Origin of the sequence: Streptomyces sp. NBC_01669 (assembly GCF_026339735.1) — a bacterium.
Lineage (GTDB): Bacteria > Actinomycetota > Actinomycetes > Streptomycetales > Streptomycetaceae > Streptomyces > Streptomyces yanii.
The window spans coordinates 3,020,246-3,044,738 of sequence record NZ_JAPEQG010000001.1; the positions used below are offsets into that span (position 1 = coordinate 3,020,246).

The following is a 24,493-nucleotide window of genomic DNA, read 5'->3' on the forward strand; positions in this document are numbered from 1 at the left end:
TTTAGTCCTCCCCCAGGATCTGCGGCACCTTGAAACGCTGCTGCTCCTGGGCCGGGGCGCCGGAAAGCGCCTGCTCGGGGGTGAGCGACGGACGGACCTCGTCCGCGCGCATGACATTGGTCAGCGGCAGCGGGTGGGAGGTCGGCGGTACGTCTTGGTCGGCGACCTCGGAGACGCGGGCGACCGCGCCGATGATGTCGTCGAGCTGACCGGCGAAGTGATCGAGCTCTTCGCCCTTCAGCTCCAGACGCGCCAGCCGGGCGAGGTGGGCGACCTCCTCGCGCGTGATGCCAGGCATGCAGCGATCCTCAGGGGTGAGTGTTGTGGTTTTGGCCCCAATCCTATGGGGTCCGCCATGGGAGGGGCCGCCACCCGGGGAACACCCGGCTCTGTTCTGCGCGTATCGGGGCCGGTCGGGCCCGTCGAGAAGGTCCCCCGTGCGTGTGAGGCGTCCTCGATGCCGTGGGGGAGAACGAGGGCAGGACGCCACCCGCGCGTTCCGGGCTCTTCCCTCCTACCGGCCGGCCCACCCGCTCACGTCGTCGCCGGACGCGAGGGGACCCCTCGCCCGGGGGACCGCGGCTCAAGCTCGGCCACCCCCGTCGCCGCAGCCGCGGCTGCGGCCGCAGCCGCGGCTTCCAGCTCGGCCGGCCGACGCCACCCGTGCTCGCCGCGCGCCCTCAGCCAGGCCGTCGTCTCCTGGGGCGGCATCGCGGCAGCCACCAGCCACCCCTGCACCGCGTCGCAGCGCAGGTCCCGCAGCCGCTCCCACGTCTCGTCGTCCTCGACCCCCTCGGCGACGACCAGCAGGCCCAGCGAGTGGGCCAGGTCGATCGTGCAGCGGACGATCTCCGCGTCCTCCTGGTCGACAGCCAGCCGGGCCACGAACGACCGGTCGATCTTCAGCTCGCTGACCGGCAGTCGGCGCAGGTGGACCAGCGAGGAGTAACCCGTACCGAAGTCGTCGAGCGACATCTTCACGCCGTGCCCGGTCAGCCCGGCCAGCGTGTCCGCGGCGCGCTGCGGGTCCTCGAGCAGCACGTGTTCCGTGATTTCCAGCTGCAGGGAGCCGGGAGGAACGCCGTGCCGGGCGAGCTGGGCCGCCACGCCGCCCGCGAAGCCGGGGGTGTGGACGTCGCGCGGGGAGACGTTGACCGCGACGGGGACGAGCAGCCCCTGGGCCCGCCACCGGGCGACCTGCGCCAGCGCCGTCTCCAGCACGTACTCGGTGAGGTGCGGCATCAGGCCCGACGACTCGGCGATGGCGATGAACTCGTCCGGAGGGACCCGCCCGCGCTCCGGATGCACCCAGCGCACCAGCGCCTCGAGTCCGGCCACCTGCCCGTCGAAGCGCACCTTCGGCTGGTAGTGGAGCTCCACCTCACCGGCGTCCAGGGCGCGCCGCAGATCACCGAGGAGACCGAGCCTGTCCGGGGTGTTGCTGTCCCGCTTCGACTCGTACACCTCGACGCCCGTGCGGTCCCGCTTGGCCTGGTACATCGCCACGTCGGCGCGCCTGAGCAGCCCTTCGGCGTCCAGTGCGTGCTCGGGGTAGACGGCGACACCGGCACTGGCCTCCAGCACCAGGGTGAGTCCGTCGAGGTCCAGCGGTGAGGAGAGCTCGGCGACGAGATGGCGGGCGACGCGCTGGGCGCTGGTGGTGGAGTCCGCGGTCGGGAGCAGTACGGCGAACTCGTCGCCGCCGAGCCGCGCGGCCTCCGCTCCGCGCGGCAGGGCCAGCCGGAGCCGTTCCGCTATCTGCAGCAGCAGCCGGTCCCCCGCCAGATGACCGAGGGTGTCGTTGACGGCCCGGAACCGGTCGAGGTCGATCAGGACGAGGGCGGATCTGGCACCGATGGTCTCGGCGTCCTCCAGGGCCGTCCAGGTGCGTTCCAGCATCCACTGCCGGTTGGGCAGTCCGGTCAGCGGGTCCCGCAGCTGCTCCTCGGCTCTGGCCCGGGCGATCCAGAGGGTGGAGTCCAGGGCGATCAGCGGAACCGCGAAGAGCGGCAGCAGGACGGGGGCGGCCATCGCGACGACACAGATCAGCGGGGCGATGCCGAGCAGGGCGACCGCGACGAGCCCCTGCCGCAGCAGGGCCGTGCGTGCGACGGTCGGCAGTCCGCCGCCCTGGTGTGCCCGCGCATACCACAGGAGGACCCGGGTGACGAGGAGGTAGGTGGCGGCGGCGAGGAGGACTTCCGGGGCTGCGTCGATACCCCAGTCGAGTGGCTGCCAGGGCGACTCGACGGTCTGCACCTCACCGAACGCAGCGAGGACCAGCGCCGCCGCCCCTATCCCCAGAATGTCCACCGCCCCGTGCAGCAGCCCCTGCGACCAGCGGTGTCTTCGTGCCACGCCGACGAGGACGACGACGACCATGCTGACGAGCCCGGCGGCCACCCAGCCGTAGAGCAGCAGGACGGCCAGCGTGAGGGCGGCGCCGGATCCGGTCCCGCCCCACCAGCGGTCGCGCCCGAGGGCCACCAGATGGCCGACGATGATTCCGGTGAGGACGGCGAGTGACCAGCCGGCCGCGCCGTCCGGGAAGAGCGCGTGCCCGTCGCTCACAGTCCGGTAGGAGCCGGTCACGAGCTGAACAGTGGCGATCGCCATGACGACGGCACCCACTTTGGGGGTGAGGCCGACGAAACCTTGCAGCCGCGACACCGGTGCGGCGCTCTCGGTCGGTTTCATTCCGTCCCTCTCACAGCCGGCGGTGCCGATGTCACCTGTTGTCCCGCTCCCATGCCACCACGGCCCCACGGCGGTCGTGCAGCCGGGGCTCGGCAGGCGCACGACTCAACAGTAGGCCGCGAAACCCCCTACGGGCAGCGCTCTACAGCTCTTGCTCGAATGCAATCCGACTATCCGTCAGCGTCTGTTATGCGCCGAACGGGTGAACTCGGACGTCCCGACCGGGCCCCCTTGCCCGGACGGACCCGTTCCATATCGCCTCCCGCCCCGTCCCGAACCCCGTCCGGTGCCACCGCGGCCCGCTACTCCTCAACCGGTCCGGCAACAGGCACAGCCGCCGCGCGCGCCGCTTCCGGCCCCTCTTCGAGCAGCACGGCGAAGCCCGCCCCGTCCAGAACCGGAACCTTCAGCTGCATGGCCTTGTCGTATTTCGAGCCCGGGTTGTCGCCGACCACGACGAAGGAGGTCTTCTTCGAAACGGAACCGGTGACCTTGGCCCCCCGGCTCTGCAGAGCCTCTTTCGCACCGTCCCTGGTGTGGTCGGCCAGCGTGCCGGTGACGACGACGGTGAGGCCTTCGAGCGGCCGCGGCCCCTCGTCCTCGCCCGCGGCCTCGTCCGCCATCCGGACCCCTGCCTCCCGCCACTTGCGCAGGATCTCCCGGTGCCAGTCCTCCGCGAACCACTGGGTGACCGAGGCGGCAATGATGGGTCCGACCCCGTCGGCGTCGGCCAGCTCCTGCTCCGTGGCCGCCTCGATGCGGTCCATCGAACGGAACTGACGGGCCAGCTCCGCGGCCGCGACCGGACCCACATGACGGATCGACAGCCCGGTGAGAATCCGGGCCAGGGGAGCCTCCTTGGCGGCGGCGACGGATTCCAGCATCGCCACGGCGTTCTTCTTCGGCTCGCCGTGCTGATTGGCGAAGACCAGGACGGTCTTCTCCTCGCCGGTCCTCGGGTCGCGCTTGGGCAGCCCGCTGTCCATGTCGAGCACATAGGCCCGGATCGGCAGCAGCTGCTCGATGGTCAGTCCGAAGAGATCACCCTCGTCGCTCATGGGTGGTTCCACGGGTTCCAGCGGCCTGGTCAGAGCGGCCGCGGCAACGTAGCCGAAGTGGTCGATGTCCAGACACTTACGGCTCGCAAGGTAGGCGACGCGCTCCCGCAACTGGGCCGGGCAGGAGCGCGCGTTGGGACAACGGACGTCGATGTCGGCCTCCTTCATGGGCCGCAGCTCCGTGCCGCACTCGGGGCAGTGGGTCGGCATCACGAACGCCCGCTCGGTGCCGTCCCGCAGATCGACGACCGGGCCGAGGATCTCCGGGATCACATCGCCCGCCTTGCGGAGCACCACCGTGTCGCCGATGAGGACACCCTTCTCCTTCACCACGTTCTGGTTGTGCAGAGTGGCGAACTCGACCTCGGAGCCCGCCACCTCGACCGGCACGACCTGCGCGTACGGAGTGACCCTGCCGGTGCGTCCGACGCCGACCCGGATGTTCACCAGCTTGGTGTTCACCTCCTCCGGCGGGTACTTCCAGGCGATCGCCCAGCGCGGGGCGCGCGAGGTGGAGCCCAGCCGGCCCTGGAGCGCGATCTCGTCGACCTTGACGACGACGCCGTCGATCTCGTGCTCCACGGAGTGCCGGTTCTCGCCGAAGTGCGCGATGAACTCCCGTACACCGTCGAGTGAGTCGACGACCTGGTTGTGTCCGGCAGTGGGCAGGCCCCACTCGTGCAACAGCTCGTAGGCGTGCGAGAGACGGTCGATCCCGAAGCCCTCACGGGCACCGATGCCGTGCACCACCATGTGCAGCGGACGGCCCGCGGTGACCTTCGGGTCCTTCTGGCGCAGCGAACCCGCCGCCGCGTTGCGCGGGTTGGCGAACGGCTTGTCGTCGGCCGCCACCAGCCGGGCGTTCAGCGCCTCGAAGGCCTCCATCGGGAAGAACACCTCGCCGCGGATCTCGACCAGCTCCGGGATCCGGTCGCCCTTCAGCCGGTGCGGGATCTCGGAGATCGTCCGGATATTGGGGGTGATGTCCTCGCCGGTGCGGCCGTCGCCGCGGGTCGCCGCGCGGGTCAGCACCCCCCGCTCATAGGTGAGGTTGACCGCGAGGCCGTCCACCTTGAGCTCGCACAGGAAGTGGTAGTCGGTCGTGCCGACGTCCTTGGCGACACGCTCGGCCCAGACCGCCAACCCGTTGTCGTCGAAGGCGTTGTCCAGGGAGAGCATCCGCTCGCGGTGCTCGACCGAGGTGAACTCCGTCCGGTACGGCCCCGCGACCTTCTGGGTCGGCGACTCGGGCGTACGCAGCTGCGGGTACTCGTCCTCCAGCTCCTGCAGCGAGTGCATCAGCCGGTCGAACTCGGCGTCGCTGACGACCGGCTGGTCGTTCACGTAGTAGCGGAAGCGGTGCTCCTCGATCTGCTCGGCGAGGAGCGCATGCCGCTCCCGGACCTCCACGGGCACTTCCGACTGCTGTCCGCCGGCCATCGTCTCGTCCTCCCGTTACCCGATACCCGTCACTCAGGGTTGTCTGCGAGCGATCTCGCGGCCCGGGCGCAATGCGCGAGCGCGGCGCGCGCGTACGCGGGCGACGCGCCCGCGAGGCCGCACGACGGGGTGATCACCGACGACTCGGCGAGAGTCCCCGGATTCAGCCCCAGCCTGCGCCACAGCGTCCTGACACCCATGACGCTACCGCCCGGGTCCGACAATGCGTCCGAAGCCGGGTCGGTGCCGGGCACCACACCCAGGAAGAGCTGGGTCCCGCCCTCGACCGCTTCCCCGATCGCCTCCTCCTCACGCTCGGTGAGCAAGGAGAAGTCGAACGAAATACCGTCGGCCCCGGCGCGACGGAGAAGCGCGAACGGCACGTCGGGCGCGCAGGTGTGGACGACCGTGGCGCCGTCCCCGTTCGCCGCCAGCACATCGCGGAGCGTGCCCTCCACCACCTGCCGGTCCACGGCCCGGTAGGTGCGGTATCCGCTCGCCGTCCGGATCTGTCCGCGGAGCACACCGGTCAGGGACGGCTCGTCGATCTGCAGGATCACCTGCGCGCCGGGCACCCTGCGCCGTACGTCGGCGAGGTGGTTCCGCAGCCCCTCCGTCAGGGAGCCCGCCAGATCGCGGCAGGCGCCCGAGTCGCCGAGCGCTGCCTCGCCGCCCCGGCGCTCCAGCGCGGCGGCCAGCGTCCAGGGGCCGACGGCCTGGACCTTGAGCGGTCCCTCGTACCCCTGGGTGAACTCCTCCAGTGCGTCGAGGTCCTCGCCGAGCCAGGAGCGGGCCCGGCGGGTGTCGCGGCCCGGCCGGTCACTGATCCGCCAGCCACTCGGCTCGACATGGCCGTACATGTCGACGAGCAGCCCGATGGTCCGCCCGATCATGTCCGCGCCGGGCCCGCGTGCGGGCAGTTCCGGCAGATGGGGCAGGCCCTCACCGTCCGCGAAGGACCCGGTGACGGTCTTCGCCGCCTCCCGCGCGTCTCCCCCGGGCATCGACCCGATCCCGGTGGCCCGACACCCGCTGAACTTGCTCTTCTCGCTCACGGAGGAAGCCTACGGTCCGGGTCGCCGGGCCCGTCGCGGGGCGGGCCCGGCACAGCGCTTGCGCCCGGCCCTGTCCGGCCGCGATCCGGGTCCCGGTCAGTGCCCCGGGCGGACTGTCAGGTCGTTGACCTCGGCGTCCCGCGGCAGATCGAGCGCCATCACCAGCGTGGTGGCCACGGACTCCGGGTCGATGAACCGCGAGGCGTCGTACTCCTTGCCCTCCTGCCGGTGGACCTTGGCCTGCATGGGGCTGGCGGTGCGCCCGGGGTAGACGGAGGTCACCCGTACTCCGTTCTCGTGCTCCTCGTGGCGCAGCGAGTCGGCGAGCGCCTTCAGGCCGTGCTTGCTCGCGGCGTACGCACTCCACTCCGCGTGCGCGCTGAGCCCTGCGCCCGAGTTCACGAAGACGACATGCCCCTGGGCGACCCGCAGCTGCGGCAGGAAGAGCCGGGTCAGCTCGGCGGGGGCGACCAGGTTGGCGTTGAGCTGGAAGTGCCATGCCTTGGGCGTGAGCTCGCCGACCCGGCCGAGCTCCACGACGCCCGCGATGTGCAGCAGCGAGTCGAGCCGCTCAGGCAGCGACTGCTGGGCGAAGGCCCAGGAGAGCCGGTCCGGGTTGCCGAGGTCGCCGACCAGCGTGCGGGCGCCGGGGTGGAGCGCGGCGAGCTCCTTGGCGCGGCCCGCGTCACGGGCCAGCAGCACGAGCTCGTCGCCCCGCTCCAGAAGACGGCGTGCGACAGCTGCGCCGATGCCGGAGCCGGCGCCGGTGATGAGATGAGTGGACATGGCCCCATGGTCGCATCCGCCCGCCCGCCTACTGCAGCCCGGACCATTCCTCGAGGTAGGCCAGGGCGCCGACCCCGTCCTTCGCGAAGAACACCAGCTCGGCGAGCGGAAGCGGCAGGAAGCCCTCGTCCTCCATGCGCTGGAACTGCTGCCGGAGCCCGTCGTAGAAACCCGCCGTGTTCAGCAGGACGACCGGCTTGTTGTGCCTGCCGTGCTTCTTCAGCTCCAGGATCTCGGTGGCCTCGTCGAGCGTCCCCGCGCCGCCGACCATGATCACGACGGCGTCGGCCTTCTCGAGGAGCAGCGCCTTGCGCTCGGCGAGATCGCGCGCGATCACCATCTCGTCGGCGTCGGCCCGCGCCTTCGCGGCGAGGAAGTCCACCGACACCCCGACGAGCCTGCCGCCCGACTCCTGCACCCCGTCGGCGACGACCTTCATCAGCCCGCTCTCCGAACCACCCCAGACCAGGGTGTGCCCGCCGCGGCCGAGCAGTTCGGCGAACTCACGGGCGGGCACGGTGTAGCGGTCGTCGAGGTCGGCGGCGGAGAGGAAGACGCAGATGTTCATGGATCCACCGTATGCGGCGCCACTGACACTCCACGGAGCCGGGGAAGAAAACGGCGTACGGAGCGGCTGCACCTGACATGACTTCCACCCAAGGACACCGCATCACCGTCGAACCCGGCACCGAGCACGTGCGCGTGGTGCGCGACGGACAGCTGCTCGCCGAGAGCCGCCGGCCGCTCGTACTGCGCGAGACGGGCTGTCCGGTGCGCTACTACCTGCCGCCGGCCGACGTCCGTACGGAACTGCTGACGGCGTCGGACACCCACACCCACTGTCCGTTCAAGGGAGATGCCTCCTACTGGTCGCTGCCGGACGCGGCCGATCTCGTCTGGGCCTATCCGGACCCGAAGCCCGAAGTCGCCGTGATCAAGGACCACTTCTGCTTCTACGACACCGAGACCGTATCCGACTGACCGTCAGGCTCCGTTCACCCGTGCCGAATCGAAAACTCCCAGAAGTTCTCGGCGGGGTCGATGAGTTCGGCGATGCTGCGGAGTCCACCCTCGCATGGACAAGACTCTCTCCCGTGACGGCACCCTGATCGCCCACCGGCGTCAGGGTGACGGACCGCCCGTGATCCTGGTCGGTGGAGCGCTGGGCACCGCGGCGACCGAGGCGCCTCTGGCGGCGCTCCTGCCAGCGCGCTTCAGCGTCGTCACGTACGACCGGCGCGGCCGTGGCTCCAGCGGTGACGGCAAGCCGTACGCGGTGGAGCGCGAGGTCGAGGATCTGGCGGCGCTGATCGAGCGGGTCGGCAGCCGGGTGTCGGTGTTCGGTATGCCCTCCGGCGGCGCCCTGGCTCTGGAGGCCGCGGCGTCGGGGCTGCCCGTCGACCTGCTCGCGGTCTACGAGCCGCCGTACACCCCCGGCGGCTTCAGCACCACCCCGGCCCGGCTGGCAACCCGCGCTTGGGGAAGGAGCTACCAGGGCTTTTGACCGACGCGGCAAGCGGGCGTGCTGGACGACGCGAGGGGGCAAAGCTTGCCGGGAGGGGCATGAGGGAGTGTCCGGCGCTGACCCGCCGGACACTCCCGCGCATGTTCGCCAGGGGTCAGCCCTGGCCGACCGCTGCTTCGGTGCGCCGCACCGTCGTCGCGATCGTCGCCGAGCCGACCACCCGTGTCCCGTCGTACAGCACGACTGCCTGGCCTGGGGCCACGCCCCGTACCGCCTCGGTGAAGGTGACGTTCAGTGTGCCGTCCACGAGCTCGGCGGTCACCTCGGTCTCGCCTCCGTGGGCGCGGAGCTGGGCGGTGTAGGTGCCGGAGCCGACCGGGGCGGTGCCGCACCAGCGGGGCTTGATGGCGGTCAGCGCGGTGACGTCGAGGGCCTCGACCGGGCCGACCGTCACCGTGTTGTTCACCGGCGAGATGTCCAGGACGTAGCGCGGCTTGCCGTCGGGGGCCGGGTGACCGATGCGCAGGCCCTTGCGCTGGCCGATGGTGAAGCCGAAGGCGCCCTCGTGGGTGCCGAGCCTGTTGCCGGACTCGTCGAGGATGTCGCCCTCGGCCTTGCCGCCGAGGCGGTCGGCCAGGAAGCCCTGGGTGTCGCCGTCGGCGATGAAGCAGATGTCGTGGCTGTCGGGCTTCTTCGCGACGGCCAGGCCGCGGGCCTCCGCCTCGGCGCGGATCTCTTCCTTGGTGGTGAGGGTGTCGCCGAGCGGGAACATCGCGTGGGCGAGCTGCTTCTCGTCCAGGACGCCGAGGACGTACGACTGGTCCTTGGCCATGTCCGAGGCGCGGTGGAGCTCACGGCTGCCGTCCTCGTTCAGCACGACCGTGGCGTAGTGGCCGGTGCAGACGGCGTCGAAGCCGAGGGCGAGCGCCTTGTCGAGCAGCGCCGCGAACTTGATCTTCTCGTTGCAGCGCAGGCACGGGTTGGGGGTGCGGCCCGCCTCGTACTCGGCGATGAAGTCCTCGACAACGTCCTCGCGGAAGCGTTCCGCCAGGTCCCAGACGTAGAACGGGATGCCGATGACGTCCGCGGCGCGGCGGGCGTCGCGGGAGTCCTCGATGGTGCAACAGCCGCGCGCTCCGGTACGGAACGACTGCGGGTTCGCGGAGAGGGCGAGGTGCACACCGGTCACGTCGTGGCCCGCCTCGGCGGCGCGGGCCGCTGCGACGGCGGAGTCGACACCGCCCGACATGGCGGCGAGCACCCGGAGGGGGCGCGGGGAAGTCTGGTTCATAGCTCCACCAGGGTACGGGTCGCCGGGAACCGAACGCTCGCCGATATGCGTTGTCGATCACATGGGGACCAAGGGGACGGCGGGCGCCAAGGGCTCCGCGGGGGCGAAGTCGGAGCACGGCATCAGCCGGCGCGGGCTGCTGATCGGCGCTGCCGTGACGGCCGTGGGCACGGCCGCGCTGGCGCGGACGAAGCTGGAGCATGCCTGGTGGCGGCTGCCGGGAGTCGACAAGCCCCGGAAGCCGGGCGAGCTGGATTATGCCCGGGCGGAGTGGATAGCGGCCTCCCCGGCGAACTGGCGGCGGGCGGACCGCCCCGCCGACTACGACATCGACCGGATCGTCATCCACGTCACTCAAGGCAGCTACCGCGGCGCGGTCAAGGTCTTCCAGAGCCCGGACCACGGGGCGGCGGCGCACTACGTGGTGCGCCGGGACGGCCATGTGGCCCAGATGATCCGTGAGCTGGATGTGGCGTTCCACGCCGGGAACAGGTCGTACAACGAGCGCAGCGTCGGCATCGAGCACGAGGGGTTCGTGGACCGGCCGCAGGACTTCACGGCGGCGATGTACGCGTCGTCGGCGCGGCTGACGGCCGCGATATGCGGGCGGTACGGGATTCCGGTGGACCGCGAGCACATCATCGGGCATGTGGAGGTGCCGGGCACTGACCACACCGATCCCGGTCCGCACTGGGACTGGGACCGGTATCTCAAGCTGGTACGGACGGCGGCTGCCGGCCCGACGAAGGGCCCCGGGGGCCCGACACCCCCTAGCTGAGCCCCGCCGTCCTGGCGCGCTCGACCGCCGGCCCGATCGCCCGTGCCACGTCCTCGACGTCCTGCTTGGTCGACGTGTGGCCGAGCGAGAACCGCAGCGTGCCGCGGGCCAGGTCCGGATCGGTGCCGGTGGCCAGCAGGACATGGCTGGGCTGGGCGATGCCCGCTGTGCAGGCGGAGCCGGTGGAGCATTCGATGCCCTGGGCGTCCAGCAGCAGCAGGAGGGAGTCGCCCTCGCAGCCGGGGAAGGTGAAGTGGGCGTTGGCCGGGAGCCGGCCGCCGGGGGCCGGGTCGCCGCCGAGGATGGCGTCGGGGACCGCGGCCAGCACGGCCGCGACCAGCTCGTCGCGGAGCCCGCCGATCTCGTGGGCGAACTCCTCGCGCCGTTCGGCGGCAAGGCGTCCGGCCACCGCGAAGGCGGCGACGGCGGGCACGTCGAGGGTCCCTGAGCGCACATGCCGCTCCTGGCCGCCGCCGTGCAGCACGGGTACGGGGGTGTGTTCGCGGCCGAGCAGCAGCGCGCCGATGCCGAACGGGCCGCCGATCTTGTGCGCGCTGACGGTCATCGCGGCCAGCCCCGAGCCGGCGAAGTCGACGTCCAGCTGACCGAAGGCCTGGACCGCGTCGGCATGCATCGGCACGCCGAACTCGTTCGCCACGGCGGCCAGTTCACGTACCGGCATGATGGTGCCGATCTCGTTGTTGGCCCACATCACGGTGACCAGCGCGACGTCGTCGGGGTTGCGCACGATCGCCTCGCGCAGTGCGTCCGGGTGGACGCGCCCGTACGTGTCGACGGGGAGGTATTCGACGGTCGCGCCCTCGTGTTCGGCGAGCCAGTCGACGGCGTCCAGCACCGCGTGGTGCTCGACGGGACCGGCGAGAACACGGGTGCGCCGCGGGTCGGCGTCGCGGCGGGCCCAGTAGAGGCCCTTCACGGCGAGGTTGTCGGCCTCGGTGCCGCCGGAGGTGAAGACCACCTCGCTGGGGCGTGCTCCGAGGGCGTCGGCGAGGGTCTCTCTCGACTCCTCGACGGTACGGCGGGCCCGGCGCCCGGCGGCGTGCAGTGAGGACGCGTTGCCGGTGACGGCGAGCTGGGCGGTCATCGCCGCGATCGCCTCCGGAAGCATCGGCGTGGTCGCGGCGTGGTCGAGGTAAGCCATGGTGGGCTCGATTCTACGAGCCTGTGGCGGGGCACATGCCGGGCGCATCGCGGTCCGGTACCCGTGCACGGTGGACGGGCACTGTGCCACCTGCCCCGATCCGGTCGGGAGGGGTCCCGGGGCGCACTGTCGGTCAGCTGCCGAAGTTCCAGGAGACGGTGCCGTTTCCGGTGACCAGGAAGGCCAGGACGACGAGATCGGCGATACCGAGGGCGAGCCCGAGGAGGGCGCGGCCGCGGCGGGCGGTGGAACGGGCGAGGGCGATGACCGCCATCACGATGGCGACCGGGCCGAGCAGGATGTTCATCACCAGGAGACCGATCAACCCGAGCACGAAGGAGGCGACGGCCAGACCGTCGGCGTCCCGGGTGGAGCGGGCGGCGTCGCCCTCCCCGGTGGCCGCTTCCGTACCGGTCGTGGTGCGGCGGGCGAATGCGGTGAGGGTCATGGTGCGGGCTCCTTCGTCTCTGTCGTGGGTGCGGATCGGCCGCGGGTACGAACGTGTCGGGGTCAGCGGGACCGGCGCTGCGTGCTCAGCCGTTCGCGCATCGCGAAGACCAGCAGCCAGCAGCCGATCGCCGCGGCGAGGACGAGGGTCAGCGGGAGCGGGATCTGGACCACCGCTCCGAGGACGACCCCCAGCAGAAGCAGGGCGGCAACGAGGACGATCATGTCCGGCCTTTCCGTGAGCTCTCTCCGGCTCACGACGAGCAATTGAGAGTACGAATGTTCACTGACTTGTCAGTCTAGACCCGCCCGACGCTTCCCCGCCCCGGAGAACAGTTGTTTACTGAATGGCATGAGTCACACCGTCGGCATCCGCCGGACCCAGAAGCTGAAAACCCGTCAGGCCCTGCTGGGCGCCGCGCTCCAGCTGCTGGAGCACCAGAGCCTGAGCAGCCTGGGCCTGCGTGAGGTGACCCGGGCAGTGGGCGTCGCACCGACCGCCTTCTACCGGCACTTCGAGGACACCGCCGCGCTCGGGGTGGCGCTCGTCGAAGAGGCGCTGGGCAGCCTGCACGGGATGATCGGCGAGATCCTCGCAGCGACGGGCGACAGCGAGGTCCGGCTGGACCGCAGCGTGGACCTGATCATTCATCATGTCCGCGAGCAGCCCGCGCACTTCCGCTTCATCGCCCGCGAACAGCACGGCGGCGTCGGCCCGGTCCGCGAGGCCATAGCGGCTCAACTGCTGAGCTTCGCCGAGGAGGTGGCCGCGACACTCGCCGAGGATCCGGATTCGCGGGGCTGGAGCGACGAGGATCTGCTGATGCTGGGCGGCCTCTATGTCGACCATATGGTGCTCACGGCCTCGGCGATGCTGGAGGCGGGTCCGGCGGGCGAGCACCGGGTCGCCGAGGTCGCCCGCCGGCGACTGCGACTGGTCACCCTCGGCAGACTCCACTGGCTGGACGGCACGAATCCCGCGGACGCGCCCGGGGTTCCGTGCACGAGTGACGACGACTGAGCACTGGACCGCACCTGCAGCGGTCCCTACGAAGAGCCGACCGCCGCGCTCACCGGCTGTCTGCGGGCGGACCGGACGGATCCCCGTACAGCCGGGTGACGGCCGCCGCATGACGGGCGACCACGGTCCGGGCCTCGGGCGGTGAGAGCACTTCGAGGTTCGGGCCGAACGCGAGCAGGGAACGGGCCCATTCGACGGAGGGCACGGCCAGCTCGGCGAACAGCCACTCCCCCTCGTCCGAATCGGGGTGCGGCTCGCCCGTCAGCACCCCCGCGTGGAGACGTACGAACAGGTCGAGCCGGGACCGGTGCACCCGTATCCGCAGGCGTACGCCCCCGGGCCGCTCCTCGACCTGTCTGCGCAGCCCCTCCCATACGTCGGTCAACTCCACCCCCGGGCGGCGCACGACCGGGTCGTCGGTCGCAGTGGCCTGCCGGATCCGGTCGGCACGGAAAAGCTGCGGCGTCCCGTCGCGGTCCGCGACCAGGTACCACACACCCGCCTTCACGACGAGGCCGTACGGATCGACGACGTAGGTGCGGGCGGTGTCCGTGCCGCTGTGCCGGTAGCGAAGCCGCAATCGGCGGTCGGCGAACACGGCGTCGTGCAGCTCGGCGACATCGACGGTGGCCTGCGGTCCGCTCATCCAGCGGACCGGGTCGACGAGGATCCGCCGGCTGGTCAACTCGGCCGCGGGCCGGTGCGGCGCGGGCAGGGCCGCCATCACCTTGCGCAGCGCGGAGTCGAGCGCCGCGTCCAGACCGAGCGCGGCATGGGCGCCCCGCGCGGCCAGAACGAACAGGGCGCGCGCCTCGTCGGTGGTCAGGCCGGTGACATCCGTCCGGAAGCCGGGCAGCAGGGCGATACCGCCGTGCCTGCCGCGTTCCGCGTAGACCGGGACGCCCGAGGCCGACAACGCCTCGATGTCCCGGTAGATGGTGCGTACGGAGACGTCGAGGCGCTCGGCGAGCTCGGTGGCGGGGATCAGACCGCGCGTCTGGAGCAGCAGCAGGATCGAGAGCAGCCGGTCGGATTTCACGCCGCCCAGCGAACCATGGGTCAGCTGCGCGGGGCGCGGGCCAGCTGGCGGGACTGGGCGACCAGCCGGTCGGCACTGTCCCAGACGTCCGCGTCCTCCTCCAGGAAGCCGCCCGCGAGGTTGCGGGTGGTGATGGAGACACGCAGCGGGCCAGGGGCCGGACGGCAGCGGATATGGGCGGTGAGCTCGATGGTCGGCGTCCAGCCCTTGAGCCCCAGCTCGAACGAGGTCGGCGGCAGCGCGTCGACGGTGAGCAGCAGGGAGTACGGGTCGGCGTCGCGGCCGTCCGCAAGGCCGAACCAGCCGCGCATCTCGCCCTTGCCGGACGGGGCGCCGACGGCCCAGCCCACGGTCGACGGGTCGAGCTTGATGCTGAGCCGCTCGGTGATCGCGGAGCTTCCGGGGATGGGCGCGGGGCCGTCGTCCGGGCCGAAGCACTGCTCGATCGGCGCGATGGCCGGCGGCTTCGCCGACGTACGGATGTCGTCGGTGAGGGAGTCCAGGTCGCCGTAGGTGCCGAGGACCCGGATGCGCTCGACCTCGGTGCCGTCCTCCGCGTACTGGAAGAGGGACGCCTGGCCGGTGGAGAGGGTCCGGCCGGTGCGGACAACCTCCGTACGGATCACCGCGGGGCCGGGGACGGACGCGGTGAGGTAGTGCGCGGAGACCGAGAAGGGATCGGAGTGGGGCAGGGCCTCGCCGAGCGCGCGGCCGAGCATGGCCAGCAGATACCCGCCGTTGACGGCGTGGATGATTGTCCAGCCCGCGGAGAGCTCGGCGTCGTAGACGCCTTCTTCGCGAAGGGTGACAACGGTGTCCCTGTCGAACTCGCTGTCACCGATGAGTGCCTGAGCTGCCTGCGCCATGAGATGCACCGTACACCGATTGCGTTACTGAGCGGTAGCTTTTTTGAGTCGTCGAGGTGTCGGCGTATCGCGGCCAGGGGGTGCCGGTCAGGTGGCCGCGGAGCTCTCCTCCGCCGTGGCCGAGGAACGGTTGTAGGCGCGGGGCGCCCGCCAGTGGAAGCGCATCGCCAGCAGCCGCAGAACAAAAGCGGTGATCACAGCGGTGCCGCTGGTGAAGGCGTTCAGCGCGTCGAAGCGGATGCACAGCACGATCATGGCGGCGCCGACGATCGCGGGCACGGCGTACAGATCGCGGTCCCAGCGCAGCAGCGACGGTGTCTCGTTGGCGAGTACGTCACGCAGCACACCGCCGCCGACCGCGGTGGCCAGGCCCAGGGCAGCCGATGCGGTGAGACCGAGGCCGTAGTCGTACGCCTTGACGGTGCCGGCGACACAGAACAGCCCGAGGCCCGCCGCGTCGAAAACGTTGACAGCGACCTGGATCCGCTCGACGTGCGGATGCAGGAAGAAGACCAGGCCAGCGGCGAGCAGTGGGGTGAGGAAGTAGCCGAGATCGGTGAAGGCGGCGGGCGGGACCGCTCCGATGATCAGGTCACGGAACAGCCCCCCGCCCAGCGCTGTCACCTCGGCGAGTACCGCGATACCGAAGACATCGAAGTTCTTGCGTACGGCGAGCAGTGCGCCGGAGATCGCGAAGACAAAGATTCCGACGATGTCGAGCGCATGCTGGACGGAGGGCGTGAACAGTTCGTTGAGCACCGGGCAATTGTGCCGGTACTACTCCTTGGGACTGTCCTCCGAGGTCCCGGAGGGCGTCGCGGCGTCGTCCGAGGACGGTGCAGCGATGTCGTCGTCGGCCGTTCCGCTGGACACCGGAGCCTCGGCGGACTCGACGACCTCAGCCACCTCGGTGGCCTGCGAAGACTCGGTGACCTCAGCAGGCTCCGCGACCTCGGCCGACGCAACGTCCTCCGAGGACTCCGCGGCCTCGGCCGGCACCGCCTTCGTCACCGAAACCAGCTCGACCGCCTCCCGCGCCGCGGCCAGCACCTCCTCGCCCGGCACCTGGTCCGGCGCGTTCTCCGGGTGGTGGCAGGCCACCTGGTGACCGGTCTTCAGCGCGATCAGCGGGGGTTCCTGCGTCTTGCAGACCTGTGTCGCCTTCCAGCACCTCGTGTGGAAGCGGCAGCCGCTCGGCGGCGAGATCGGCGACGGCACATCGCCCTTGAGCAGGATCCGTCCGCTCTTGACGCCGCGCCGCCGCGGATCCGGCACCGGCACCGCGGACATCAGGGCCTTCGTGTACGGATGCATGGGCGACTCGTACAGCGACTTGCGGTCCGTGAGCTCGACGATCTTGCCCAGGTACATGACGGCGATGCGGTCCGAGACATGGCGGATGACCGAGAGGTCGTGCGCGATGATCACGTACGTGAGCCCGAGCTCGTCCTGGAGGTCGTCGAGCAGGTTGACGACCTGCGCCTGGATCGACACGTCCAGCGCCGAGACCGGCTCGTCCGCCACCACCAGCTTCGGCTTGAGCGCGAGCGCGCGGGCGATGCCGATGCGCTGGCGCTGCCCGCCGGAGAACTCGTGCGGATACCGGTTGTAGTGCTCGGGGTTGAGGCCCACCAGCGAGAGCAGGTCCTGGACCGCTTTCTTGACCCCGCCCTGGGGCGTGACGCCCTGGAGCTTGAAGGGCGCACTGACGATCGTGCCGACCGTGTGCCGCGGGTTCAGCGAGGAGTACGGGTCCTGGAAGATCATCTGCACGTCGCGGCGCATCGGCCGCATCGCCGAGACGCCCAGGTGCGTGATGTCCTTGCCCTCGAACTCGAGCGTGCCACCGGTCGGTTCGAGCAGCCGGGTGATCAGTCGGCCCATCGTCGACTTGCCGCAGCCGGACTCACCCACGACACCCAGGGTCTCCCCCGCACGCACGTCGAAGGAGATGCCGTCGACGGCCTTCACCGCGGCGACCTGACGCTGCAGCAGCCCCTTCTTGATGGGGAAGTGCTTGACCAGGTTGTCGACCTTGAGCAGCGGCTCGGGCGAGCTCGTCGGCTGCGTCGGGATCGCCGTCGCGGCGGCGCTCTTCTCGGTCTTCTCGCTCTTGTCGCTCACAGCTTCGGCGCAATCTCTTGGGTCCAGATCCGGGTCCGATCCTCCGGCGACATGTGGCAGGCCGCGAAGTGGTCGCCCTCGACCTGCTGCAGCTCCGGGCGCGTGGTCCGGGTGATGCCGCCCTTGGGCACATCCGCGTACGGGCAGCGCGGGTTGAAGGCGCAGCCGGACGGGATGTTGATGAGGCTGGGTGGGGAACCCTTGACCGGGACGAGCCGGTCGGTCTCCTCCTTGTCGATGCGCGGCATCGACGTGAGCAGACCCCAGGTGTACGGGTGCCGGGGCTCGTAGAAGACCTGCTCGGCGGTGCCGCGCTCGACGCAGCGACCGCCGTACATGACCAGGATGTCGTCGGCCATCTCGGCGACGACGCCCAGGTCGTGAGTGATCATGATGACCGCGGAGCCGAATTCCTTCTGCAGATCGCGGATCAGGTCGAGGATCTGTGCCTGGACGGTCACGTCCAGGGCGGTCGTCGGCTCGTCCGCGATGAGCAGTTCGGGGTTGTTGACCAGCGACATCGCGATCATCGCGCGCTGGCGCATACCGCCGGAGAACTCGTGCGGATAGGCGTCGACGCGCTTGGCGGGCTCCGGGATACCGACCCGGTCGAGCATCTCGACCGCGCGCGCACGGGCCGCCTTCTTGCTGACGTCGTGGTGGTTGCGGTACGCCTCGACGATCTGCGCACCCACCGTGTAGTACGGGTGCATCGCCGACAGCGGGTCCTGGAAGATCATGGACATCTGCCGACCGCGCAGCTTGCGCACGTGGTCGTCGCCGGCGCCGATCAGCTCTTCGCCGTCCAGCCAGATCTCACCACTGATGTCGGGGCGGCTGCGCGCCTGACCGGATCGGTGCAGGCCCATGACGGCCAGCGAGGTGACCGACTTACCGGAGCCGGACTCGCCCACGATGCCGAGGGTCTTGCCCTTCTCCAGCTGGAAGGAGAGCCCGTCGACGGACTTGACGATGCCGTCGTCGGTCGGGAAGTGCACCTTCAGGTTGCGTACGGAGAGGAAGGCCTCGGGCCGTGCGCCGCCCTGCTCGGGAACACCGACCGGACCGGCCGGCTGCTTGTCCTGGGTGGGGGTGTTGTCGGTCACGTCAGCCTCACACGCGGGTCGACGACCGCGTACAGCAGGTCGACAATCAAGTTGGCCATGACGACGAAGAACGCCGCGATGATGGTGACGCCCATGATGACCGGCAGGTCACCGGAGTTGATCGCGTCGACTGCGGCCTTCCCCATGCCGGGCAGACTGAAGGTCGACTCGGTCAGCACCGCGCCGCCGAGCAGGGCGCCCAGGTCCAGACCGAAGACCGTGATGATCGGAGTCAGGGTGGACCGCAGGGCGTGCTTGCGGATGACCACCTGCTCCTTGAGGCCCTTGGCGCGGGCCGTACGGATGTAGTCCTCGCCCAGGATCTCCAGCATGGTGGCGCGGGTGAGCCGGGCGTAGGTGGCGGCGAAGAGGAAGGCCAGGGTGATCCAGGGGAGGATCATGCTGTTCAGCCAGGCCGCCGGATCATCCGTGAGCGGCGCGTAGTTGATCGTCTCCATCCATTCCAGGCTGTAGATGAAGACGGCCGAACAGACCAGTCCGGTGAAGTAGATCGGTAGTGAGACCCCCGCCAGCGCGGTGATCATCGTGACCCGGTCGAGCACAGTACGTCTGCGCAGTGCGGAGATCACGCCGGTGGCGACACCACCGATCAGCCAGAGCACCGAAGCTCCCGCGGCCAGCGACATGGTGACCGGGATGCGCTGCTTCAGGTCCGGCCACACGGGCTGCTCGTTCTTGAACGAGTAGCCGAAGCAAGGCGCCGGGCAGTGGGTGATCTGGGAGCCCTGGTCGTAGTCCCGGCCGGCCACGATGCCCTTGAGGAAGAGGCCGTACTGCGTGGTGATGGGCTTGTCGAGGCCCATCTTCTTACGGATGCCCTCGATGGCCGTCTTGTTGGTCTCGCGGCCGGCATAGAGGAGTGCGGGATCGCTTCCGGTGATCTTCGGCACCATGAAGAAGATGCCGAAGGTGACCATGGAGACGATCACCAGCATGACGACGACATTGACGAGTCGTCGGAGGAGGTAGACGAGCACTGCAGTCGGCCGGATCAGCGGGCGGCTGCCGTCCCTTGTGGGGACGACAGCCGCCCGCCCGCGGCCTTCACCTGCCCTTCGAACTAGCGCATGCGAGGTGAAGGACCCGCATGTCCGACTGCCACTGCTACTTGACGACGCCCATGACCGCGAGGTCGAGACGGCCCATGGACTCCTGGTAGAAGACGTTGGTCAGCCGCGGGTTGCGGTAGACGAGCGCCTTGTCGAAGTTGATCGGGAGATAGAGAGCCTTCTCCATGATCGCCTTGTTGATCTGGGTGTAGAACGGCGCGGCGGCCTCGGGCGACGCTGCGGCGGCGGCCTGGTCGAAGAGACCATTGACCGTCTTGTCGTTCAGCATCGTGTAGTTGTTGTTGCCGTTCTTCAGGATGAAGGAGCCGTCAACCAGCGGCTGCAGGAAGCCCGCACCCGAGTTGTAGTCGGCGCCCCAGCCCATCACGATGATGCCGTAGCCCTTCTTCTTCACGTTGTCGGGAGCACCGATCACGGAGGAAGAGTTCTTGCCGTCGTACTGGTCGATGGAGGCGTCGATACCGACGGCCTTCAGCGAAGCCTGCAGCGACTCGGCGGTGGCAATCTCGGGCTTGCGGTTGTTGCGGACCGCGATGGTGGTCTTGAAGCCGTTCGGCTTGCCACAGGCCTTCAGGGCCGCCTTGGCCTTGTCGAGCTGCGGCTTGCCCTGGGTCAGGCCCCACGGGTCGTAGGACTTGTCCGAGCCCGGGATGCCCGGGGGCAGCATGTTGGCGCCGAGGTCACCGCTGGTCGGGCCGCCACGGGCGGTCTGCAGCGACTTCGGGTCGGCGGCGTAGATGACCGCCTTGCGGCACTCGATGTTGTCGAACGGCGCGACCGTCTGCGGGAACGCGAAGTACCGGATGTAGCCGCTGAACGGGTCGTCGGCGTTGGCCTTGTACTTCGGCGTCTGCAGGATCTTGATCTTGGCGGCCTGCTGGACACCGGTGCCGTCGACCGCGTAGTCCACGTCGCCCGAGAGCAGACGCGCGTCCATGTCGTCCGGGTTCGAGGTCACGGTGAAGGTGACCTTGTCCGGCAGACCCTTGCGGATCGGGTCGGTCTTCGAGTCCCAGTTGGGGTTCCGGACGAAGACCGTCTCCTTACCGGCGACGAAGGACTGGACCTTGTACGGGCCGGTTGCGACGGGGTGGTTCGTGTACTTCGCGCCGTCGTCCTTGGCCGCCGGCACCGGCGAGGAGTCGGCCATGGCCATCAGGTACGAGAAGTCCGAGTTCGGCTTCGCCAGGTTGAAGACGATCGTCTGGTCGTCCGGCGTCTGGACCGACTTCAGACCCAGCTTGTTGGGGTCCTTGTCCTTGTAGGGGCCGGGGTACTTCTGGCCCTGGTCGAGGAGGTCGATCAGGTAGGTCGGACCGCCGGAGAGGACGTCCTGCGCGAAGACGCGCTCGATGCCGTACTTGATGTCCTTCGAGGTGATCGGCGTGCCGTCCTCGAACTTGACACCGGCCTTCAGCTTGAAGGTGTACGTCTTGCCGCCGTTGCTCAGCGTCGGCAGCGACTCGGCGAGGTCGGGGACCAGCTTGGTGCCGGCCTCACCGGGCTTCGAGTCGTACGCGAGCAGCTGGCGGATGTACAGCCGCTGCATGTTCCAGACGAAGCCGTAGTAGGCACGGGCCGGGTCAAGGAAGTCGACGTCCTGAGGGGACATCAGCTTCAGCGTGCCGCCCTTCTTGTCGGACGCGTTGATGACCTTGCCCTTGGTGGCCGCGTCGTAACCGGCACCCTGGTTCGAGGAGGACTTGTTGTTGCTGCCCCCTCCGCCACAAGCGGTTGCGGTCAGCGCAACCGCGGCCGCGAGGGCCGTGAGGGCAACTGCCTTCCGTGAGCGATTCACTGTCGTGCAACCTCCGTGATGTGGTGTGGCCCGTGGGTACGCAGTCCGCGCCCGACGGTCGATCGAGTGCCAACCGGCTCGCGCCGGAGACCTTGTGGGGTCGGCTCAGCTGCCCTTCGGGTCGAGGGCGTCACGCAGCCCGTCGCCGAAGAGATTGAATGCCAGGACGGTGATGAAGATCGCGAGTCCGGGGACCACCATGTATGTCGGGTCCGCCTGGTAGGTGTTGATCGCGTCGGAGAGCATCTTGCCCCACGAGGCGGTCGGCGGCTTCACACCCGCACCCAGGAAGCTGAGCGCGGCCTCGCTGAGGATGTTGGTCGGAATGATCAGCGTCGAGTAGACGAGGATCGGCGCCACCAGGTTGGGCAGCAGCTCCTTGAAGAGGATGTAAGCCCGGCCGGCGCCCAGGCTGCGTGCCGCCTCGACGTACTCCCGCTCGCGCAGGGACATCGTCTGCCCCCGGACGATACGGCCGATATAGGGCCAGCCGAAGAAGCCGATCACCACGATCAGCACGCCCATCCTGACGCCCGTACCGGTGAGCCCCCAGAGGGAGTCGGGCACGACGGAGACGAGGGCGATGGTGAACAGCAGCTGCGGGAAGGCGAGCAGCAGGTCCATCAGCCGGCTGATGAGTGCGTCGACCCAGCCGCCGAAGAAGCCGGCCACCGAGCCGAGGATGCTGCCGATGACCACGGAGACCACCGCGGCAAGGAAAGCCACCAGGAGCGAGATGCGCGCGCCGTAGACGATGCGGCTGAACACATCGCGACCGTTGGTGGGTTCGACACCCAGCAGGTAGTCCGAATTCATCCCGCCGAAGGAGCCCTTGGGGATGCCGAGGTCCGGGTCGAGCAGATCCTCGTGGAAGTCGTTCGGCGGGTGGCCGAGGAGATTCACGATCAGGGGTGCGAACACCGCGATCAGAATCAGCAGGAGCACGACCACACCGCCGGCGAGCGCCACCTTGTCGCGCTTCAGCCGTGTCCAGGCGATACGTCCTGGCGAGCGGCCTTCGATGTCCTTGGCCGGGACATCGGCCGTGACATCGACGGTCGCTGTCTCGGCCGCGCTGTCATGCAGTGGTGCCGTCATCGTTGTGGGGACCCCTCTCGGCTCGACCGACTGTGGCCGGCCCGTGCCCGCCGCTGTAGCGGCTTGTTCACATCACAGGTGCAAGTCGCACGTTTGGTGCGGGTGGTGCGGAAGAAGCAGGTGGTGCGAGTGGAGCAGTTCAACTGGTCCAACCAGAAGCCGCAGGTCGCGCAGGGCGCCGAACGCTTCTTGTTCCGGGGAGTCTTCAACGCGTCGCGGATCACCCGCCAGCCCTGATGGGGAATGGATGCGCAACCGTGATGTGACCAGTCAGCTTCCGTTATCCGGACGCCGTGATCGTCCCAGCGAACCAAGTCGGCACTCTTCGCCCAGATCGGACAGGTACCCCAACAGGGTTCATCCTGACGTTAATTGACAGGCGTCCGGGCCGGTCAGCCGTGAACCGGGGGGTAGCCGTAACCCACGGCGGGAGCGGGCGCGACGTGCGCCTCGCGGTCGTAGAACGGGCGGGCGTTGGCGCGGAGCCACATCGCGACCGGGTCGTACTCGTCGGACATCGCGACGGTGGAGACGGGCAGCCCGTCCGGGACCGCGCCGATCGACTGCTGCATCATCGCGCGTACCGCGTCGACGGAGGTCTGGCTCGTGTCGTAGAGATCGAGACCGATGGCGAGGTACGGCACCCCGAGTGCGGGCTGCACCCAGGCCCGGCGCAGGGAGCGGATCGCGGGGGTGTGATGGGCGTTCTGCGAGAGCAGGGCGTAGAACTGCGGGATCTCGATGGCCGGCTCGGCGAGCCGGAGCGGTCCCGCGGGCATCCGGTCGAGGCCGGTGGCGATACGGCGCAGATCCAGCCACGGGATGCCGACGCCGCCACCGGGGGCGTGCGGGTTGAGCCAGATGCCCCAGCGGTCCGGGAAGAGAGCGCGGGCGATGTCGAGTCCGGTGACTACTTCATGGGCCCGGTTCCAGCCGCTGGCCGAGAGTTCCTGGGCGGAAGTCACACAGGGCGCGTAGCCCAGCCCGTCGACCTCCATGTTCCCGTACTGGGCGTCGGGCGAGCCCTCCCGGCCGTGCCAGAGCAGCATCCAGACCCGGTCGCCGGCGAGCGCCCGGAGCAGTGCCTCGTACGCGTCGTAGCGCCCGGGCGTCACTTGGCGCAGCATGTGCTCGACCTGCCCGGCCGCCGCGGTGCCTGACGCACTCACCCTGGGTCCCGCCCCTCTTCGATCCACTGTGTCGGCCTGCCGCTCCCGGGGCACGCGGGTGCGGCTCGGTGGCCGAGGCACTAGCCATCAAACCAGCTTATGCGGCACCCCTGACACCGACTTGACGCCACAGGTTCACGGTGTCGCGCCCGCCCTCCCCGGAGTCGGGGACTCCGCGCTCTAGTGCCCCTCGCGCTGGTAAAAAGGCCGGATCCTGGCCCGCATCCAGTCGGCGACCGGATCCTGCGCCACATCGAGCAGGACCAGATTGACCGGCCAGGGCACCTCGACACGGCCCAGTGCGCGGCCCAGGGCGTCCATCGGGGCGTTGCGCCCCGCGCCGTCCCAGGTGGAGAACTCGACGCCTATGAAGAGAACGGGATCGCCGCCCTCGATGCTGGCCAGTGTCCGGCGGGCGGTGCGCACGACGCCGCTCTCCTCGAATTCCCCGGCCGCGGCCGCGAGGAAGTCGACGGGCTCCTCCTGCCAGTCCGGCTCGTACAGCCGGACCCGGCCGCCGGTGGCCGGCCCGTCCAGCGAGGTGCGTCCGGCGCGGCAGAGCTCGGCGACGGCGGGCGGCGGCAGCGGCATGCCGACAGCGCCGCCCGGGTTGACCGCGAGGCCGAGCTGCGGGGGCAGCCCGCGGGCGAATTCGACGGCGGGCGCCACGGTGAAGGACATATGGGTACCGACGCACTGCAGGAACTGCTGTTCGGAGCTGAAGACGGGGACGTACGGAGCGCCCTCGATCTCCACCGTCGGCAGGTCGAGCGACGGGGCATCGGGGCCCCCGCCGTTGGGAAGCGGCACCCAGAGGTGACTGCGGCCGAGCACTTCGACGAGCCTGCCGCCCGCCTCCGGGCTGCCCAGCGAGGCAGCCAGCACCTCTTCGAGCTCATTGGCCGGCCATCCGCTCTGCGGATGGTTCTGGACCGGTGCCGGAATGTCCACTGCGCTGCTTCCCCTTCTCACCCATGCCTTGCCGCAGAACAGTAACTCCGG

25 protein-coding genes are annotated in these 24,493 nt (G+C 69.8%); 5 read left to right on the forward strand and 20 right to left on the reverse strand.

Going from position 1 to position 24,493, the window contains the following annotated elements:
• Position 1 precedes the first annotated feature (1 nt).
• The 6 genes from gatC to OG972_RS13190 all read right to left on the reverse strand — a co-directional run bounded on the left by gatC (position 2) and on the right by OG972_RS13190 (position 7,604).
• Positions 2 to 298, reverse strand: a complete 297-nt coding sequence (gene gatC, locus OG972_RS13165; protein ID WP_015036350.1) for an Asp-tRNA(Asn)/Glu-tRNA(Gln) amidotransferase subunit GatC — start codon at positions 296 to 298, stop codon at positions 2 to 4.
• Positions 299 to 534: 236 nt separating this feature from the next.
• A complete protein-coding gene (locus OG972_RS13170; protein ID WP_266990459.1) occupies positions 535 to 2,616 on the reverse strand; it encodes a bifunctional diguanylate cyclase/phosphodiesterase in 2,082 nt (693 codons plus the stop codon).
• Positions 2,617 to 2,999: 383 nt separating this feature from the next.
• On the reverse strand, positions 3,000 to 5,195 hold the full coding sequence (gene ligA, locus OG972_RS13175) for an NAD-dependent DNA ligase LigA (protein WP_266981240.1): 2,196 nt from the start codon (positions 5,193 to 5,195) through the stop codon (positions 3,000 to 3,002).
• A 29-nt stretch (positions 5,196 to 5,224) separates the two neighbouring features.
• Positions 5,225 to 6,250: a methionine synthase gene (locus tag OG972_RS13180; RefSeq protein ID WP_266981242.1), complete on the reverse strand. Its 1,026-nt coding sequence runs from the start codon at positions 6,248 to 6,250 to the stop codon at positions 5,225 to 5,227.
• 96 nt (positions 6,251 to 6,346) lie between these two features.
• On the reverse strand, positions 6,347 to 7,036 hold the full coding sequence (locus OG972_RS13185) for an SDR family oxidoreductase (protein WP_266981243.1): 690 nt from the start codon (positions 7,034 to 7,036) through the stop codon (positions 6,347 to 6,349).
• Between the two features lie 28 nt (positions 7,037 to 7,064).
• Positions 7,065 to 7,604: a TIGR00730 family Rossman fold protein gene (locus OG972_RS13190; RefSeq protein WP_266981244.1), complete on the reverse strand. Its 540-nt coding sequence runs from the start codon at positions 7,602 to 7,604 to the stop codon at positions 7,065 to 7,067.
• Positions 7,605 to 7,681: 77 nt separating this feature from the next.
• Between OG972_RS13190 and OG972_RS13195 the strand changes: the two genes are divergently transcribed.
• The gene (locus OG972_RS13195; protein WP_266981246.1) at positions 7,682 to 8,017 is read left to right on the forward strand and encodes a DUF427 domain-containing protein; all 336 of its coding nucleotides are present in this window, start codon (positions 7,682 to 7,684) and stop codon (positions 8,015 to 8,017) included.
• 94 nt (positions 8,018 to 8,111) lie between these two features.
• Positions 8,112 to 8,540, forward strand: a complete 429-nt coding sequence (locus OG972_RS13200) for an alpha/beta fold hydrolase (protein WP_266981248.1) — start codon at positions 8,112 to 8,114, stop codon at positions 8,538 to 8,540.
• A gap of 115 nt (positions 8,541 to 8,655) precedes the next feature.
• Here OG972_RS13200 and mnmA read toward each other — a convergent pair whose 3' ends face one another.
• Positions 8,656 to 9,792, reverse strand: coding sequence for a tRNA 2-thiouridine(34) synthase MnmA (mnmA, locus tag OG972_RS13205; protein WP_266981250.1), 1,137 nt, complete (start codon positions 9,790 to 9,792; stop codon positions 8,656 to 8,658).
• Between the two features lie 61 nt (positions 9,793 to 9,853).
• Here mnmA and OG972_RS13210 point away from each other — a divergent pair, with 61 nt between their 5' ends.
• Entirely contained in the window at positions 9,854 to 10,570 is a 717-nt protein-coding gene (locus OG972_RS13210) for an N-acetylmuramoyl-L-alanine amidase (RefSeq protein ID WP_266981252.1), read from the forward strand.
• On the opposite strand, the gene OG972_RS13215 is transcribed toward OG972_RS13210, so the two are convergent.
• The 3 genes from OG972_RS13215 to OG972_RS13225 form a co-directional block, all read right to left on the reverse strand.
• Positions 10,563 to 11,732: a cysteine desulfurase family protein gene (locus OG972_RS13215; RefSeq protein ID WP_266981254.1), complete on the reverse strand. Its 1,170-nt coding sequence runs from the start codon at positions 11,730 to 11,732 to the stop codon at positions 10,563 to 10,565. The genes OG972_RS13210 and OG972_RS13215 overlap by 8 nt on opposite strands.
• Positions 11,733 to 11,865: 133 nt before the next feature.
• Positions 11,866 to 12,180, reverse strand: coding sequence for a DUF4190 domain-containing protein (locus OG972_RS13220; protein WP_266981256.1), 315 nt, complete (start codon positions 12,178 to 12,180; stop codon positions 11,866 to 11,868).
• Positions 12,181 to 12,242: 62 nt separating this feature from the next.
• On the reverse strand, positions 12,243 to 12,404 hold the full coding sequence (locus tag OG972_RS13225) for a hypothetical protein (protein ID WP_266981258.1): 162 nt from the start codon (positions 12,402 to 12,404) through the stop codon (positions 12,243 to 12,245).
• Between the two features lie 127 nt (positions 12,405 to 12,531).
• Here OG972_RS13225 and OG972_RS13230 point away from each other — a divergent pair, with 127 nt between their 5' ends.
• Positions 12,532 to 13,200, forward strand: coding sequence for a TetR family transcriptional regulator (locus OG972_RS13230; protein WP_266981260.1), 669 nt, complete (start codon positions 12,532 to 12,534; stop codon positions 13,198 to 13,200).
• Positions 13,201 to 13,249: 49 nt separating this feature from the next.
• On the opposite strand, the gene OG972_RS13235 is transcribed toward OG972_RS13230, so the two are convergent.
• The 8 genes from OG972_RS13235 to OG972_RS13270 all read right to left on the reverse strand — a co-directional run bounded on the left by OG972_RS13235 (position 13,250) and on the right by OG972_RS13270 (position 22,322).
• Positions 13,250 to 14,239, reverse strand: a complete 990-nt coding sequence (locus tag OG972_RS13235) for a YafY family protein (RefSeq protein WP_266981262.1) — start codon at positions 14,237 to 14,239, stop codon at positions 13,250 to 13,252.
• 20 nt (positions 14,240 to 14,259) lie between these two features.
• The gene (locus OG972_RS13240) at positions 14,260 to 15,105 is read right to left on the reverse strand and encodes a thioesterase family protein (protein ID WP_266981264.1); all 846 of its coding nucleotides are present in this window, start codon (positions 15,103 to 15,105) and stop codon (positions 14,260 to 14,262) included.
• Between the two features lie 87 nt (positions 15,106 to 15,192).
• Positions 15,193 to 15,864: a trimeric intracellular cation channel family protein gene (locus OG972_RS13245; protein WP_266981266.1), complete on the reverse strand. Its 672-nt coding sequence runs from the start codon at positions 15,862 to 15,864 to the stop codon at positions 15,193 to 15,195.
• Positions 15,865 to 15,882: 18 nt separating this feature from the next.
• A complete protein-coding gene (locus OG972_RS13250) occupies positions 15,883 to 17,229 on the reverse strand; it encodes an ABC transporter ATP-binding protein (protein ID WP_266981268.1) in 1,347 nt (448 codons plus the stop codon).
• Positions 17,226 to 18,335: an ABC transporter ATP-binding protein gene (locus OG972_RS13255; protein ID WP_266981270.1), complete on the reverse strand. Its 1,110-nt coding sequence runs from the start codon at positions 18,333 to 18,335 to the stop codon at positions 17,226 to 17,228. Before OG972_RS13255 ends, OG972_RS13250 begins: the two co-directional genes overlap by 4 nt.
• A complete protein-coding gene (locus tag OG972_RS13260; RefSeq protein WP_266981272.1) occupies positions 18,332 to 19,333 on the reverse strand; it encodes an ABC transporter permease in 1,002 nt (333 codons plus the stop codon). The genes OG972_RS13255 and OG972_RS13260 overlap by 4 nt, the downstream gene beginning before the upstream one ends.
• Positions 19,334 to 19,460: 127 nt before the next feature.
• Complete coding sequence (locus tag OG972_RS13265) at positions 19,461 to 21,224, reverse strand: ABC transporter substrate-binding protein (RefSeq protein ID WP_266981274.1); 1,764 nt, start codon at positions 21,222 to 21,224, stop codon at positions 19,461 to 19,463.
• A gap of 105 nt (positions 21,225 to 21,329) precedes the next feature.
• Positions 21,330 to 22,322, reverse strand: coding sequence for an ABC transporter permease (locus OG972_RS13270; protein WP_266981276.1), 993 nt, complete (start codon positions 22,320 to 22,322; stop codon positions 21,330 to 21,332).
• A 105-nt stretch (positions 22,323 to 22,427) separates the two neighbouring features.
• Here OG972_RS13270 and OG972_RS13275 point away from each other — a divergent pair, with 105 nt between their 5' ends.
• On the forward strand, positions 22,428 to 22,559 hold the full coding sequence (locus OG972_RS13275; protein WP_266981277.1) for a hypothetical protein: 132 nt from the start codon (positions 22,428 to 22,430) through the stop codon (positions 22,557 to 22,559).
• A gap of 155 nt (positions 22,560 to 22,714) precedes the next feature.
• Here OG972_RS13275 and OG972_RS13280 read toward each other — a convergent pair whose 3' ends face one another.
• Positions 22,715 to 23,491 carry an enhanced serine sensitivity protein SseB C-terminal domain-containing protein gene (locus OG972_RS13280; protein WP_266981279.1) on the reverse strand — a complete coding sequence of 259 codons (777 nt, stop codon included), beginning with the start codon at positions 23,489 to 23,491 and terminating at the stop codon, positions 22,715 to 22,717.
• Positions 23,492 to 23,671: 180 nt separating this feature from the next.
• Positions 23,672 to 24,442, reverse strand: a complete 771-nt coding sequence (locus tag OG972_RS13285) for an enhanced serine sensitivity protein SseB (protein WP_266981281.1) — start codon at positions 24,440 to 24,442, stop codon at positions 23,672 to 23,674.
• Positions 24,443 to 24,493: the final 51 nt, after the last annotated feature.

Bases quoted from the DNA above. Each gene is read 5' to 3' on its own strand.
- OG972_RS13220 (WP_266981256.1), bottom strand. From the start codon at position 12,180: ATGACCCTCACCGCATTCGCCCGCCGCACCACGACCGGTACGGAAGCG.
- OG972_RS13195 (WP_266981246.1), top strand. From the start codon at position 7,682: ATGACTTCCACCCAAGGACACCGCATCACCGTCGAACCCGGCACCGAG.
- OG972_RS13230 (WP_266981260.1), top strand. From the start codon at position 12,532: ATGAGTCACACCGTCGGCATCCGCCGGACCCAGAAGCTGAAAACCCGT.
- gatC (WP_015036350.1), bottom strand. From the start codon at position 298: ATGCCTGGCATCACGCGCGAGGAGGTCGCCCACCTCGCCCGGCTGGCG.
- OG972_RS13190 (WP_266981244.1), bottom strand. From the start codon at position 7,604: ATGAACATCTGCGTCTTCCTCTCCGCCGCCGACCTCGACGACCGCTAC.
- OG972_RS13170 (WP_266990459.1), bottom strand. From the start codon at position 2,616: ATGGCGATCGCCACTGTTCAGCTCGTGACCGGCTCCTACCGGACTGTG.
- ligA (WP_266981240.1), bottom strand. From the start codon at position 5,195: ATGGCCGGCGGACAGCAGTCGGAAGTGCCCGTGGAGGTCCGGGAGCGG.
- OG972_RS13240 (WP_266981264.1), bottom strand. From the start codon at position 15,105: ATGGCGCAGGCAGCTCAGGCACTCATCGGTGACAGCGAGTTCGACAGG.
- OG972_RS13200 (WP_266981248.1), top strand. From the start codon at position 8,112: ATGGACAAGACTCTCTCCCGTGACGGCACCCTGATCGCCCACCGGCGT.
- OG972_RS13210 (WP_266981252.1), top strand. From the start codon at position 9,854: ATGGGGACCAAGGGGACGGCGGGCGCCAAGGGCTCCGCGGGGGCGAAG.
- OG972_RS13185 (WP_266981243.1), bottom strand. From the start codon at position 7,036: ATGTCCACTCATCTCATCACCGGCGCCGGCTCCGGCATCGGCGCAGCT.
- OG972_RS13225 (WP_266981258.1), bottom strand. From the start codon at position 12,404: ATGATCGTCCTCGTTGCCGCCCTGCTTCTGCTGGGGGTCGTCCTCGGA.
- mnmA (WP_266981250.1), bottom strand. From the start codon at position 9,792: ATGAACCAGACTTCCCCGCGCCCCCTCCGGGTGCTCGCCGCCATGTCG.
- OG972_RS13270 (WP_266981276.1), bottom strand. From the start codon at position 22,322: ATGACGGCACCACTGCATGACAGCGCGGCCGAGACAGCGACCGTCGAT.
- OG972_RS13215 (WP_266981254.1), bottom strand. From the start codon at position 11,732: ATGGCTTACCTCGACCACGCCGCGACCACGCCGATGCTTCCGGAGGCG.